This window comes from Pseudomonas sp. DE0010, assembly GCF_007680745.1.
GTDB classification, from domain to species: domain Bacteria; phylum Pseudomonadota; class Gammaproteobacteria; order Pseudomonadales; family Pseudomonadaceae; genus Aquipseudomonas; species Aquipseudomonas parafulva_B.
The window spans coordinates 52,666-66,054 of sequence record NZ_VEJQ01000019.1 but is presented as its reverse complement, the minus strand read 5'-3'; the positions used below and the strand labels follow the sequence as shown (position 1 = coordinate 66,054).

The window sequence follows — 13,389 nt, the reverse complement described above, 5'->3', positions numbered from 1 at the left end:
CGTTTAGCGCGTTTCCAGCGGTGCCGGTGTAGGCACTGGCGTGGTTTCGATGGTGTCGATCTCGCGCTGGATGGATTCCTCGACCGAGCCTGGTTTGGCCGGTTTTTCTTCCGGTTGGGCTGCCGGCTGCTCGCCGTTGGCACCTGGGCTGACCGTGGTGTCGCCGCTGCCACCGAGGATTTCCTGGTCGCGGCTGACGCCCGGCATGAAGTCGCCAGACAGGCTTACCAGCTGGTCGCTTTCATTGAAGAAAATGCTCATGCGTTCCTGTTGGCGCTGACCGCCACCAGGTTGCAGGCTGTAGAGGTAGTCCCACCGGTTGGTGTGGAACGTATCCTGAATCAGAGGGTTGCCCATGATAAACCGCACTTGCCGCCGGGTCATTCCCGGACGCAATTGGTCTATCATGTCCTGCGTGACGACATTGCCCTGCTGGATGTCGATTTTGTAAACCCCGGGAAACGAGCAACCGGCGAGTGCGAGCAGTCCCACGAAGGTGAGGCTGGTTAGCAAGAGCTTGGTGTTTTGCATCGGTGGGCGACTTCCACTATCTTGGCTGGACAACGTAAACACCGATCATACCCGTATTAAGAGAAGCTGCGAAGCAGCATCGGCGAGAAAGCTGACCATGGTTGAAAATAGCGAATTGCGCAAAGCCGGTCTCAAGGTGACCCTGCCTCGAGTCAAGATCCTTCAAATGCTCGACTCTGCCGAGCAGCGTCACATGAGCGCCGAAGATGTGTACAAGGCCCTCATGGAGGCAGGCGAGGATGTTGGCCTGGCCACCGTGTACCGTGTACTGACCCAGTTCGAAGCAGCGGGTCTGGTGGTTCGCCACAACTTCGACGGCGGTCATGCGGTGTTCGAACTGGCCGATGGCGGTCACCACGACCATATGGTCAACGTGGATACCAGTGAAGTCATCGAGTTCATGGACGCCGAGATCGAGAAGCGTCAGCGTGAAATCGTCGAAGAGCACGGTTTCGAGCTGGTGGACCACAACCTGGTCCTTTATGTGCGTAAGAAGAAGTAACGATTACTTCGTTCTGAACAGCAAAGGCGACCCTAGGGTCGCCTTTGTTTTTTCTGCAAACGGTGGTGGTGACCCTTATTCCGGCCCTGTGCCGAAGTGCCTCAGGCCTTGCCGCTGACCACCATCTTGCGCGCATGGGCCAGCGATTCCTTGGTCAGGTCGATGCCACCCAGCATGCGCGCCACTTCTTCGACCCGCTCGCGTTTGCCAAGGCTGGCCACGGCCGTGTGCGTGGTATCGCTCTCGCGGACCTTGTGCACGAACAGGTGGTGATGGCCTTGGGCGGCCACTTGAGGCAGGTGGGTGACGGTCAGCACCTGGCCGCGTTCGCCCAGGCGACGCAACAGCTGGCCCACGATTTCCGCCGTAGGCCCGCCGATACCCACGTCCACTTCGTCGAATACCAGGGTAGGGATGCGCGACGTCTGTGCCGTAATGACCTGGATCGCCAGGCTGATCCGGGACAGTTCGCCGCCCGAGGCGACTTTGGACAGCGCCTTGAGAGGCTGGCCGGGGTTGGCGCTGACCAGCAATTCGATCTGCTCCAGCCCATTGGGTGATAGGTCGGCTGTGTCATTGGGCGTGAGCTGAATGCAGAAGCGGCCACCGGGCATGCCCAGGCGCTGGATTTCCTGCTCGACCGCCTCTGCCAGTTGCTTGGCGGCATGCTGACGCAGCCCGCTCAGTTCGCGGGCCTTCTCTTTGTAGTGCTGAGCGAATGCAGCCATTTCTTCGCCCAGGCGCTCCAGGGATTCATCGCTGGCGTTGAGCCCTTCGAGCTCCTCCATCAACTGCTGCTGCAGGTGCGGTAGCTCCGTGGGGTGCACCCGGTGTTTGCGCGCCAGGGTATAGATAGTGTCGAGGCGCTCTTCCAGGGCCTGGAGGCGCATGGGGTCGGCATCGAAATTGTCGAGGAAGCGGTTGAGTTCGCCCACGGCTTCTTCCACCTGAATCTGCGCGCTGGCAATCAGGTTGGCCGCTTCCGACAGGGCCCTGGGGGCGTTGCTGGCAGCGCCCAACCGGTTGAGGCTGGAGGTGAGCGCGCCAAGCACATTGCCCGAATCGCTTTCACTGCACTGATCGATGACCTGGCGGCAAATGCCGAACAGGGCCTCGGCGCTGGTGAGGTTCTTGTGCTCCTGCTCCAGGTGCTCCAGCTCGTTTTCGCCCAGGCCCAGGTTGTCCAGCTCTTCGAGCTGATAGCTGAGCAGTTGGTGGCGGGCACGCTGTTCGTCGCCAGAATTGGACAGGCGCTCCAGTTCGAGCCGCGTCTGGTTCCAGCGCTTGGCCGCCATTTGCACCTGCCGGGCCAGGTCGATGGCCCCGGCGTACTCGTCGAGTAGGCGCCGGTGGGTATCGGCCTTGAGCAGGGACTGGTGCTCGTGCTGGCTGTGGATGTCGATCAGCAGCTCGCCCAGGGCCTTGAGGTCACCGAGGGGGCAGGGCGTACCGTTGATATAGCCACGGCTGCGGCCTTCGGCAGTGATGACACGCCGCAGGATGCACAGCCCATCGCTGGCCAGGTCGCGTTCGGCGAGCCAAGTGTGGGCCTCGGGGATGTCGACCAGGTCGAACGTGGCGAGGATGTCGGCCTTGTCGGTACCGGGGCGTACCACGCCGCTGTCGGCGCGGTCGCCCAGGGCCAGGCCCAGGGCATCGAGCATGATCGACTTGCCCGCACCTGTCTCGCCCGTGATCACGGACATGCCGCGGGCGATTTCCAGGTCGAGGTGTTCGACGATGGCGTAGTTGTGGATGGACAGGTGCACCAGCATGAGGGCGACTCCAGAAAGTCATGTCTGGTTATTTATACAGTAGTTTTTTCCAGCCTGCCAATGCCCTTTTGGTGCAAACGCTTCAAGGCGTAAAAACCAGGCTGCCCCTTGAAGCTGTATTTTCCGGCCCCATATACGCCACATCACCGGCGAGCCTGGCTCGCAGTCCACCAAATTGCGCAGGAGATATCCCATGGCTGATGAGCAGCTGAACGAGAAAGACCTCAACGTCGAGCAAACCGGTGCCGACAACGCAGCTGATGCCCGCGTGCTGGAACTCGAAGAACAGCTGGCCGCGGCCAAGGACCAGTCACTGCGTACCGTGGCCGAACTGCAGAACATTCGCCGGCGTGCCGAGCAGGATGTGGAAAAGGCGCACAAGTTCGCCTTGGAGAAGTTCTCCACCGACCTGCTGCCTGTGATCGACAGCCTGGAACTGGCCCTGGCTCACTCCAGCGCCCAGGACGAACACGTCAAGCAGATCCGCGAAGGCGTCGAGCTGACCCTGAAGATGTTCCAGGACACCCTCAAGCGCTACAACCTCGAAGCCATCGATCCGCATGGCCAGCCGTTCAACCCTGAGCACCACCAGGCCATGGCCATGCAGGAAAACGCCGAGGTCGAACCCAACAGCGTGCTGAACGTGTTCCAGAAGGGCTACCTGCTCAATGGCCGCCTGCTGCGCCCCGCCATGGTGGTGGTCAGCAAGGCGCCGAGCGCAGCGCAACCTTCTATCGATGAAAAGGCTTGAAATCCTTTCGGGCATCCCCATCTAGGTGTCAAGCCTTCAAGTATTACCGCAGTTGGCCGCACTAGCCGCTGCTACCTCATTCAAGTTTCGGGAGAGTTAACATGGGCAAGATCATCGGTATCGACCTGGGGACCACCAACTCGTGCGTCTCCGTGCTGGAAAACGGTAACGTCAAGGTCATCGAGAACGTCGAGGGTGCGCGTACCACCCCATCGATCGTGGCATACGCCAACGACGGCGAAATCCTGGTCGGCCAGTCGGCCAAGCGCCAGGCCGTGACCAACCCGCACAACACCCTGTTCGCAGTCAAGCGCCTGATCGGCCGCCGCTTCGAAGAAGACGTCGTGCAGAAAGACATCAAGCTGGTGCCTTACAAGATCGTCAAGGCCAGCAACGGCGACGCCTGGGTCCAGGCCAGCGGCAAGGACATGGCGCCACCGCAGATCAGCGCCGAAGTTCTGAAGAAAATGAAGAAGACCGCCGAAGACTACCTCGGCGAGCCTGTGACCGAAGCGGTCATCACCGTACCGGCCTACTTCAACGACAGCCAGCGTCAGGCCACCAAGGACGCCGGTCGCATCGCCGGTCTGGACGTCAAGCGCATCATCAACGAGCCGACCGCCGCTGCACTGGCCTACGGCATGGACAAGGCCAAGGGCGACCACACCGTGATCGTCTATGACCTGGGTGGTGGTACCTTCGACGTCTCGGTCATCGAAATTGCCGAAGTCGACGGTGAGCACCAGTTCGAAGTACTGGCCACCAACGGCGACACCTTCCTGGGTGGCGAAGACTTCGACATGCGCCTGATCGACTACCTCGTCGACGAGTTCAAGAAAGAGTCCGGCATGGACCTGAAGAACGATCCGCTTGCCCTGCAGCGCCTGAAGGAAGCTGCTGAAAAGGCCAAGATCGAGCTGTCTTCGGCTCAGTCGACCGACGTCAACCTGCCGTACATCACTGCAGATGCAACCGGTCCGAAGCACCTGAACGTGAAGATTTCCCGCGCCAAGCTGGAATCGCTGGTCGAAGACCTGGTCAGCCGCACCATCGAGCCTTGCCGCATTGCGCTCAAGGACGCCGGTATCGACGCCAGCAAGATCGACGACGTGATCCTGGTCGGCGGTCAGACCCGTATGCCGATGGTCCAGAAAGCCGTTGCCGACTTCTTCGGCAAGGAAGCGCGCAAGGACGTGAACCCGGACGAAGCCGTTGCCATGGGTGCTGCCATCCAGGGCGCAGTATTGGCCGGTGACGTGAAGGACGTTCTGCTGCTGGACGTCAGCCCGCTGACCCTGGGTATCGAAACCATGGGCGGCGTGATGACCTCGTTGATCGAGAAGAACACCACCATCCCGACCAAGAAGTCGCAGGTGTTCTCGACTGCCGACGACAACCAGGGCGCCGTGACCATTCACGTGCTGCAAGGCGAGCGCAAGCAGGCGGCTCAGAACAAGTCGCTGGGCAAGTTCGACCTGGCTGACATTCCGCCAGCGCCACGTGGCGTGCCGCAGATCGAAGTGACCTTCGACATCGACGCCAACGGCATCCTGCACGTCAGCGCCAAAGACAAGGCCACTGGCAAGTCGCAGTCCATCGTCATCAAGGCCAACTCCGGCCTGTCGGACGACGAAATCGAGCGCATGGTGCGCGACGCCGAGGCCAATGCCGAGGAAGACCGCAAGTTCGAAGAACTGGCCGCTGCCCGTAACCAGGGCGATGCACTGGTTCACTCGACCCGCAAGATGGTCGCTGACGCGGGTGACAAGGTCACCGCTGAAGAAAAGACTGCCATCGAAGCGGCCGTGGTTGCCCTGGAAGCCGCCGTCAAAGGCGACGACAAGGCTGCCATCGACGCCAAAGTCGAAGAGCTGTCCAAGGTCTCTGCACCGGTTGCCCAGAAAATGTATGCCGAGCAATCGGCCGAACAGCCTCAGGGCGGCGCGCAGCAGGCCGAGCCGGAAGCCAAGCACGATGACGTGGTGGACGCCGAGTTCGAAGAAGTGAAAGACAACAACAAGCAGTAATTCCTGCAAGTTGTCGGCCAGTGCACCGCCGTTTGGCGGTGAACTGGTAGGATGTCGCCGCGCGGGGGCTTGCTCCCGCGTTGACGTATCTGGAATTCGAGAATTTTTGCAGCATTTGTCAGCCCCTCATGGGGAGCAGGTGCTGACGGCGCGGCGCAGATGCCGGACGCCCAACAAGGTGCAAATGACCTATGTCCAAGCGTGATTATTATGAGGTCCTGGGTGTCGAGCGCGGCGCCACGGATGCTGACCTCAAGAAGGCCTATCGCCGGTTGGCGATGAAGTACCACCCCGACCGCAACCCGGGTGACAAAGAGTCCGAAGACAAATTCAAGGAAGCCAACGAGGCCTACGAGGTCCTGTCGGATGCCAGCAAGCGCGCGGCGTTCGACCAGTATGGCCATGCCGGCGTCGACCCGAGCATGGGTGGCGGCGGGGCCGGTTTCGGGGGCGCCAACTTCTCCGACATCTTCGGTGATGTGTTCAGCGATTTCTTCGGCGGTGGCCGGGGTGGCGGACGTGGCGGCGCTCAGCGCGGCAGCGACCTGCGCTACACCCTGGAGCTGAACCTGGAAGAGGCCGTGCGTGGCACCACGGTCAGCATTCGCGTGCCTACGCTGGTGAACTGCCAGCCGTGCGATGGCAGCGGTGCGAAGAAAGGCTCCACCCCGTCGACCTGCCCCACCTGCGGTGGTATCGGCCAGGTACGCATGCAGCAGGGCTTCTTCTCGGTGCAGCAGACCTGCCCGCGCTGCCATGGCCAGGGCAAGATCATCACCGACCCTTGCGGCGCCTGCCATGGCGAAGGCCGGGTCGAGGAATACAAGACCCTGTCGGTCAAGGTGCCAGCAGGTGTCGACACCGGTGATCGCATTCGCCTGTCGGGCGAGGGTGAAGCCGGCGCGCACGGTGGGCCGACCGGCGACCTGTACGTGGTGATCAACGTGCGTGAGCACGAGATCTTCCAGCGTGATGGCAAGCACCTGTACTGCGAAGTGCCGATCAGCTTCACCGACGCTGCGCTGGGTGGCGAACTCGAAGTGCCAACCCTCGATGGTCGGGTCAAGCTGCGCATCCCCGAAGGCACCCAGACCGGTAAGCAGTTCCGCCTGCGTGGCAAGGGCGTGGCGCCTGTGCGCGGTGGTGGTGCGGGCGATCTGCTGTGCCGCGTGGCGGTGGAAACGCCGGTCAACCTCAGCCGTCGTCAGCGCGAACTGCTCGAAGAGCTGCGTGATTCGCTTGAGGGCGACAGCTCCCATTCGCCCAAGGCCAGTGGCTGGTTCGATGGCGTGAAGCGCTTCTTCGGCGATCTCTGACAAGGAAAAGGCTATGCGACGTATTGCAGTGATGGGCGCGGCAGGGCGAATGGGTAAGACCCTCGTCGAAGCCGTGCAGCAAACCGCAGGTGCCGGCCTGACGGCTGCCATCGACCGCCCGGACAGCACGCTGGTGGGGGCGGACGCAGGCGAGTTGGCGGCCCTGGGGCGCATTGGCGTGCTGCTGTCCGACGACCTGGTCAAGGTTGCCGATGACTTCGACGTGCTGATCGATTTCACCCATCCATCGGTCACCCTGAAGAACCTGGCGTTCTGCCGCAAGCATGGCAAGGCCATGGTCATCGGCACCACCGGGTTCACCGTGGAAGAAAAGCACCTGCTGGCCGAAGCGGGCAAGGACATTCCGATCGTGTTCGCGGCCAACTTCAGTGTAGGGGTCAACCTCAGCCTCAAGCTGCTGGACATCGCGGCGCGTGTGCTAGGCGACGACGTCGATATCGAGATCATCGAGGCGCACCACCGCCATAAAGTCGATGCGCCTTCGGGCACCGCGCTGCGCATGGGCGAAGTGGTGGCCAATGCGCTGGGGCGCGACCTGCAGGAAGTGGCGGTGTATGGCCGCGAAGGGCAGACCGGTGCACGTGATCGCAAGACCATTGGCTTTGCCACGGTGCGCGCCGGTGACGTGGTCGGTGATCACACGGTGCTGTTCGCTGCCGAAGGCGAGCGCCTGGAGATCACCCACAAGGCCTCCAGCCGCATGACGTTCGCCAAGGGTGCCGTGCGAGCGGCCTTGTGGCTGGACGGGCGCGAGCCTGGCCTGTACGACATGCAGGATGTGCTCGAGCTGCACTGAGCCATCGGCCCAGGCCAGAGCAACCTGCCGCCGATGATACGCACCCATGCGTGTCTGGGCGGCGGGGCTCACCTCTAGCACGTGGCTCTGGTAGCGGTCTGTCGCATTCATGTGTTTAAGAGGCACATATGCGGTAGACCGAAAACGCACTTTTCTGTAAGCTACAGCTTTAGTGTGTCCACTAAAAGCGCGCAGCGAATTGAATTCAGCACATAAAAGCGGGGTGACGTGTCCATACGTCACTCCGCTTTTTTGCAACCTGCGATCGCCCTTTCATGCTTGATTTTCGGGAGGTCTTCTTGACAAAGCCAGCCATACTCGCCCTTGCCGACGGCAGTATTTTCCGCGGTGAGGCAATCGGTGCCGACGGCCAGACCGTTGGTGAAGTGGTATTCAACACCGCTATGACCGGCTACCAGGAAATCCTTACAGACCCTTCCTACGCGCAGCAAATCGTTACCCTGACCTACCCGCACATCGGCAACACCGGCACCACGCCAGAAGACGCTGAATCCAACCGCGTCTGGTCGGCCGGCCTGGTCATTCGCGATCTGCCGCTGCTGGCCAGCAACTGGCGTAACACCCAGTCGCTGCCCGAGTACCTCAAGGCCAACAACGTGGTGGCCATTGCGGGCATCGACACCCGTCGCCTGACTCGAATCCTGCGTGAAAAGGGCGCTCAGAACGGCTGCATCCTGGCCGGTGACGACATCAGCGAAGAAGCCGCGATCGCCGCTGCGCGCGGCTTCCCAGGCCTCAAGGGCATGGACCTGGCCAAGGTGGTTTCCACCAAGGAGCGCTACGAATGGCGTTCCAGCGTGTGGGAACTCAAGACCGACAGCCACCCCACCCGCGAAGCTGCCGACCTGCCTTATCACGTGGTGGCGTTCGACTACGGCGTCAAGCTGAACATCCTGCGCATGCTGGTCGCCCGCGGCTGCCGCGTCACCGTAGTGCCGGCCCAGACGCCCGCCAGCGAAGTGCTGGCCCTCAACCCGGACGGCGTGTTCCTGTCCAACGGCCCGGGCGACCCCGAGCCCTGTGACTACGCCATCCAGGCGATCAAGGAAATCCTGGAAACCGACATCCCGGTCTTCGGCATCTGCCTGGGTCACCAGCTGCTGGCCCTGGCCTCCGGCGCCAAGACCGTGAAGATGGGCCACGGCCACCACGGTGCCAACCACCCGGTTCAGGATCTCGATACCGGTGTGGTCATGATCACCAGCCAGAACCACGGCTTTGCGGTGGACGAAGCGACCTTGCCTGGCAACGTGCGCGCCATTCACAAGTCGCTGTTCGACGGCACCCTGCAGGGTATCGAGCGCACCGACAAGAGCGCGTTCAGCTTCCAGGGCCACCCTGAAGCGAGCCCAGGCCCGACCGACGTCGCGCCACTGTTCGATCGTTTCACCGATGCCATGGCCAAGCGCCGCTGAGTCTCCTGCTTCAAGGCCCCGGGCTGGCATGCACCATGCCCGGATGCGCCTGACCCAGATTGTTCAACGCGGCTTGCCGACTGACCCCGGATTTGAGTGACAACCATGCCAAAACGTACAGACATCAAAAGCATCCTGATTCTCGGCGCTGGCCCGATCGTGATCGGCCAGGCCTGCGAATTCGACTACTCCGGCGCCCAGGCTTGCAAAGCCCTGCGCGAGGAGGGGTTCCGCGTCATCCTGGTGAACTCCAACCCAGCCACCATCATGACCGACCCGGCCATGGCCGACGCCACCTACATCGAGCCGATCAAATGGCAGTCGGTGGCCAAGATCATCGAGAAAGAGCGCCCTGACGCCGTCCTGCCGACCATGGGTGGCCAGACTGCCCTGAACTGCGCCCTGGACCTGGAGCGCCACGGCGTTCTGGAAAAGTTCGGCGTGGAAATGATCGGCGCCAATGCCGATACCATCGACAAGGCCGAAGACCGTTCGCGCTTTGACAAGGCCATGAAGGACATCGGCCTGGAGTGCCCGCGCTCCGGTATCGCCCACAGCATGGAAGAGGCCAACGCGGTGCTCGAGAAGCTTGGCTTCCCTTGCATCATCCGTCCGTCGTTCACCATGGGCGGCACTGGCGGCGGCATCGCCTACAACCGCGAAGAATTCGAAGAAATCTGCACCCGTGGCCTGGACCTGTCGCCGACCAAGGAACTGCTGATCGACGAATCGCTGATCGGTTGGAAGGAATACGAGATGGAGGTGGTCCGCGACAAGAAGGACAACTGCATCATCGTCTGCTCCATCGAGAACTTCGACCCGATGGGCGTGCACACCGGCGACTCCATCACCGTCGCCCCGGCGCAGACCCTGACCGACAAGGAATACCAGATCATGCGCAACGCCTCCCTGGCGGTGCTGCGTGAAATCGGCGTCGAGACCGGCGGTTCCAACGTGCAGTTCGGCATTTGCCCGAACACCGGTCGCATGGTCGTCATCGAGATGAACCCGCGGGTGTCGCGCTCCTCGGCATTGGCTTCGAAAGCCACCGGCTTCCCGATCGCCAAGATCGCCGCCAAGCTGGCCATCGGCTACACCCTGGACGAGCTGCAGAACGACATCACCGGTGGCCGCACGCCGGCTTCCTTCGAGCCGTCGATCGACTACGTGGTGACCAAGTTGCCACGCTTTGCCTTCGAGAAATTCCCGAAGGCCGACGCTCGTCTGACGACCCAGATGAAGTCTGTCGGTGAAGTCATGGCCATCGGCCGTACCTTCCAGGAATCCTTGCAGAAAGCCCTGCGCGGCCTGGAAGTCGGCGCCTGCGGCCTCGACCCGAAAGTAGACCTGGCCAGCCCCGAGGCTGCCAGCATCCTCAAGCGCGAGCTGACCGTGCCGGGCGCCGAGCGCATCTGGTACGTGGCCGACGCCATGCGTTCGGGCATGACCTGTGAGCAGATCTTCGACCTGACCGGTATCGACATGTGGTTCCTGGTGCAGATGGAAGACCTGATCAAGGAAGAGGAGAAGGTCAAGACCCTGGCCCTCACCGCGATCGACAAGGACTGCATGCTGCGCCTCAAGCGCAAGGGCTTCTCGGACCAGCGTCTGGCCAAGCTGCTGGGCATCACCGACAAGACCCTGCGCCGTCACCGCCACAAGCTGGAAGTGTTCCCGGTGTACAAGCGCGTCGACACCTGCGCCGCCGAGTTCGCCACCGATACCGCCTACCTCTATTCCACCTACGAGCAAGAGTGCGAGGCGAATCCGTCGAGCCGCGACAAGATCATGATCCTCGGCGGTGGTCCTAACCGCATTGGCCAGGGCATCGAGTTCGACTACTGCTGCGTGCACGCCGCCTTGGCGCTGCGTGACGACGGTTACGAAACCATCATGGTCAACTGCAACCCGGAAACCGTGTCTACCGACTATGACACTTCCGACCGCCTGTACTTCGAGCCGCTGACCCTGGAAGACGTGCTGGAAGTCTGCCGCGTCGAGAAGCCCAAGGGCGTGATCGTGCACTACGGCGGCCAGACCCCGCTCAAGCTTGCCCGCGCCCTGGAAGAAGCCGGCGTGCCGATCATCGGCACCAGCCCCGACGCCATCGACCGTGCCGAAGACCGTGAGCGCTTCCAGCAGATGGTGCAGCGCCTGAACCTGCTGCAGCCGCCAAATGCCACCGTGCGCAGCGAAGAAGAGGCCATAAGCGCCGCCGGCACCATCGGTTACCCGCTGGTCGTGCGTCCGTCCTACGTCCTGGGTGGTCGCGCCATGGAGATCGTCTACGAACTGGACGAGCTCAAGCGCTACCTGCGCGAAGCCGTGCAGGTGTCCAACGACAGCCCGGTGCTGCTGGACCACTTCCTCAACTGCGCCATCGAGATGGACGTGGATGCGGTCTGCGACGGTACCGATGTGGTCATCGGCGCGATCATGCAGCACATCGAGCAGGCTGGCGTTCACTCCGGTGACTCGGCATGCTCGCTGCCACCTTACTCGCTGAGCAAGGAAGTGCAGGACGAAGTGCGCGTGCAGGTCAAGAAAATGGCCCTGGAGCTGGGCGTGGTTGGCCTGATGAACGTGCAGCTGGCCCTGCAGGGCGACAAGATCTACGTGATCGAAGTCAACCCGCGCGCCTCACGTACCGTACCGTTCGTGTCCAAGTGCATCGGCACGTCGCTGGCCATGATCGCCGCTCGTGTCATGGCAGGCAAAACCCTGAAGGAACTGGGCTTCACTCAGGAAATCATCCCGAACTTCTACAGCGTGAAGGAAGCCGTCTTCCCATTCGCCAAGTTCCCAGGGGTTGACCCGATCCTCGGCCCTGAGATGAAATCGACCGGTGAAGTGATGGGTGTCGGTGACAGCTTCGGTGAAGCCTTCGCCAAGGCCCAGATGGGTGCCAGCGAAGTGCTGCCGACCGGTGGTACCGCGTTCATCAGCGTGCGTGACGACGACAAGCCGCAAGTGGCCGGAGTCGCCCGCGACCTGATCGCCCTGGGCTTCGAAGTGGTGGCAACCGCAGGTACCGCCAAGGTCATCGAGGCGGCGGGCCTGAAGGTGCGCCGCGTGAACAAGGTGACCGAAGGCCGTCCTCACGTGGTCGACATGATCAAGAACGACGAAGTGTCGCTGATCATCAACACCACCGAAGGCCGTCAGTCGATCGCCGATTCCTACTCGATTCGCCGCAATGCGCTGCAGCACAAGATCTACTGCACCACGACCATTGCGGCCGGTGAAGCCATCTGCGAGGCGCTGAAATTCGGTCCGGAAAAAACCGTTCGCCGCCTGCAGGATCTGCACGCAGGACTCAAAGCATGAGCATGACCAAATACCCGATGACCGTTCAGGGCGCTCGCGCCCTGGAAGAAGAACTGCTTTTCCTGAGCAAGACCGAGCGCCCGCGCCTGAGCCAAGCCATTGGTGAAGCGCGTGAGCTGGGCGACTTGAAGGAGAACGCCGAATACCATGCCGCCCGCGAAGAGCAGGGCATGGTCGAGGCACGTATCCGCGACATCGAAGGCCGTTTGCAGAACTCGGTCGTGATCGACGTGACCACCATTGCCCATACGGGCAAGGTCATCTTCGGCACAACCGTCGATCTGGAAAACACCGAGACGGGTGATCAGGTCACCTATCAGATCGTTGGCGAGGACGAAGCCGACGTTAAGAAAGGCAAGCTGTCCAGCAGTGCGCCGATCGCTCGCGCCATCATCGGCAAGGAAGAGGGTGACACCGTTGTCGTCAAGACGCCAAACGGTACGGTCGAGTACGAGATTGTCGAAGTCAAGCACATCTGACCGGCGCCTGCGGGCGCCTTCCCTTGAGGGGATCCTCTGGCAACTGGCCCAGGTATTCTGGGTCGGTGGCCTGTGGGTGTTCCACGTGGGGTTGGTGCCTGCCTTGAAAGTCAGTGGCCTTGCGCCATTGCTGGTGCAGGACATTGCCGGGCAGATCGACCGTTGGTTGATCGGCGTGGCACTGCTCGGACTGATCACTCAGCTGGCGGTATTGGCAAGGGTGGAAGGCCTGGCTGCCTGGTGGCGCCAGTTCCGTGGCCAGATGCTGTTGCTGGGCCTTGGGGCCTGCATCGGCTACTACACCTTGCGTTACGGGATCTCCGTAGGCGAGCGCTGGCAGATGTTCTGTTTCCTGGTGCTGGGCTTCTCCGGCATCGTGCTGGTGGCCCAGCCCGTCCCACTCAGGGCGCGTCACGCGCGCCACTGAG

At 62.0% G+C, this 13,389-nt stretch carries 11 protein-coding genes; 9 read left to right on the top strand and 2 right to left on the bottom strand.

Annotated features, from left to right (window positions below; all coding sequences use genetic code 11):
• Positions 1-3: 3 nt before the first annotated feature.
• Positions 4-531, bottom strand: a complete 528-nt coding sequence (locus tag FS767_RS15280) for an outer membrane protein assembly factor BamE (protein WP_023533140.1) — start codon at positions 529-531, stop codon at positions 4-6.
• Between the two features lie 97 nt (positions 532-628).
• On the opposite strand from FS767_RS15280, the gene fur reads away from it, so the two are divergent.
• Positions 629-1,033: a ferric iron uptake transcriptional regulator gene (gene fur, locus FS767_RS15275; protein WP_023533128.1), complete on the top strand. Its 405-nt coding sequence runs from the start codon at positions 629-631 to the stop codon at positions 1,031-1,033.
• A 101-nt stretch (positions 1,034-1,134) separates the two neighbouring features.
• Here fur and recN read toward each other — a convergent pair whose 3' ends face one another.
• Entirely contained in the window at positions 1,135-2,808 is a 1,674-nt protein-coding gene (gene recN, locus FS767_RS15270; protein WP_144966610.1) for a DNA repair protein RecN, read from the bottom strand.
• 193 nt (positions 2,809-3,001) lie between these two features.
• Here recN and grpE point away from each other — a divergent pair, with 193 nt between their 5' ends.
• The 8 genes from grpE to FS767_RS15230 all read left to right on the top strand — a co-directional run bounded on the left by grpE (position 3,002) and on the right by FS767_RS15230 (position 13,388).
• The gene (gene grpE / locus FS767_RS15265; protein ID WP_027915422.1) at positions 3,002-3,559 is read left to right on the top strand and encodes a nucleotide exchange factor GrpE; all 558 of its coding nucleotides are present in this window, start codon (positions 3,002-3,004) and stop codon (positions 3,557-3,559) included.
• A gap of 101 nt (positions 3,560-3,660) precedes the next feature.
• The gene (gene dnaK, locus FS767_RS15260) at positions 3,661-5,586 is read left to right on the top strand and encodes a molecular chaperone DnaK (protein ID WP_058604768.1); all 1,926 of its coding nucleotides are present in this window, start codon (positions 3,661-3,663) and stop codon (positions 5,584-5,586) included.
• Positions 5,587-5,777: 191 nt separating this feature from the next.
• On the top strand, positions 5,778-6,902 hold the full coding sequence (gene dnaJ / locus FS767_RS15255; protein ID WP_023533145.1) for a molecular chaperone DnaJ: 1,125 nt from the start codon (positions 5,778-5,780) through the stop codon (positions 6,900-6,902).
• Between the two features lie 13 nt (positions 6,903-6,915).
• On the top strand, positions 6,916-7,719 hold the full coding sequence (dapB, locus tag FS767_RS15250; protein ID WP_058604766.1) for a 4-hydroxy-tetrahydrodipicolinate reductase: 804 nt from the start codon (positions 6,916-6,918) through the stop codon (positions 7,717-7,719).
• A 299-nt stretch (positions 7,720-8,018) separates the two neighbouring features.
• Positions 8,019-9,155, top strand: coding sequence for a glutamine-hydrolyzing carbamoyl-phosphate synthase small subunit (gene carA, locus FS767_RS15245; protein ID WP_144966608.1), 1,137 nt, complete (start codon positions 8,019-8,021; stop codon positions 9,153-9,155).
• A 105-nt stretch (positions 9,156-9,260) separates the two neighbouring features.
• Positions 9,261-12,482 carry a carbamoyl-phosphate synthase large subunit gene (gene carB / locus FS767_RS15240; RefSeq protein ID WP_144966606.1) on the top strand — a complete coding sequence of 1,074 codons (3,222 nt, stop codon included), beginning with the start codon at positions 9,261-9,263 and terminating at the stop codon, positions 12,480-12,482.
• Positions 12,479-12,961: a transcription elongation factor GreA gene (gene greA / locus FS767_RS15235; RefSeq protein WP_173645884.1), complete on the top strand. Its 483-nt coding sequence runs from the start codon at positions 12,479-12,481 to the stop codon at positions 12,959-12,961. The genes carB and greA overlap by 4 nt, the downstream gene beginning before the upstream one ends.
• Complete coding sequence (locus FS767_RS15230; RefSeq protein ID WP_080671990.1) at positions 12,939-13,388, top strand: MFS transporter; 450 nt, start codon at positions 12,939-12,941, stop codon at positions 13,386-13,388. Before greA ends, FS767_RS15230 begins: the two co-directional genes overlap by 23 nt.
• Position 13,389 lies beyond the last annotated feature (1 nt).

Coding starts and splice junctions, on each gene's coding strand:
- FS767_RS15280 (WP_023533140.1), bottom strand. CDS start 531: ATGCAAAACACCAAGCTCTTGCTAACCAGCCTCACCTTCGTGGGACTG.
- fur (WP_023533128.1), top strand. CDS start 629: ATGGTTGAAAATAGCGAATTGCGCAAAGCCGGTCTCAAGGTGACCCTG.
- recN (WP_144966610.1), bottom strand. CDS start 2,808: ATGCTGGTGCACCTGTCCATCCACAACTACGCCATCGTCGAACACCTC.
- grpE (WP_027915422.1), top strand. CDS start 3,002: ATGGCTGATGAGCAGCTGAACGAGAAAGACCTCAACGTCGAGCAAACC.
- dnaK (WP_058604768.1), top strand. CDS start 3,661: ATGGGCAAGATCATCGGTATCGACCTGGGGACCACCAACTCGTGCGTC.
- dnaJ (WP_023533145.1), top strand. CDS start 5,778: ATGTCCAAGCGTGATTATTATGAGGTCCTGGGTGTCGAGCGCGGCGCC.
- dapB (WP_058604766.1), top strand. CDS start 6,916: ATGCGACGTATTGCAGTGATGGGCGCGGCAGGGCGAATGGGTAAGACC.
- carB (WP_144966606.1), top strand. CDS start 9,261: ATGCCAAAACGTACAGACATCAAAAGCATCCTGATTCTCGGCGCTGGC.
- greA (WP_173645884.1), top strand. CDS start 12,479: ATGAGCATGACCAAATACCCGATGACCGTTCAGGGCGCTCGCGCCCTG.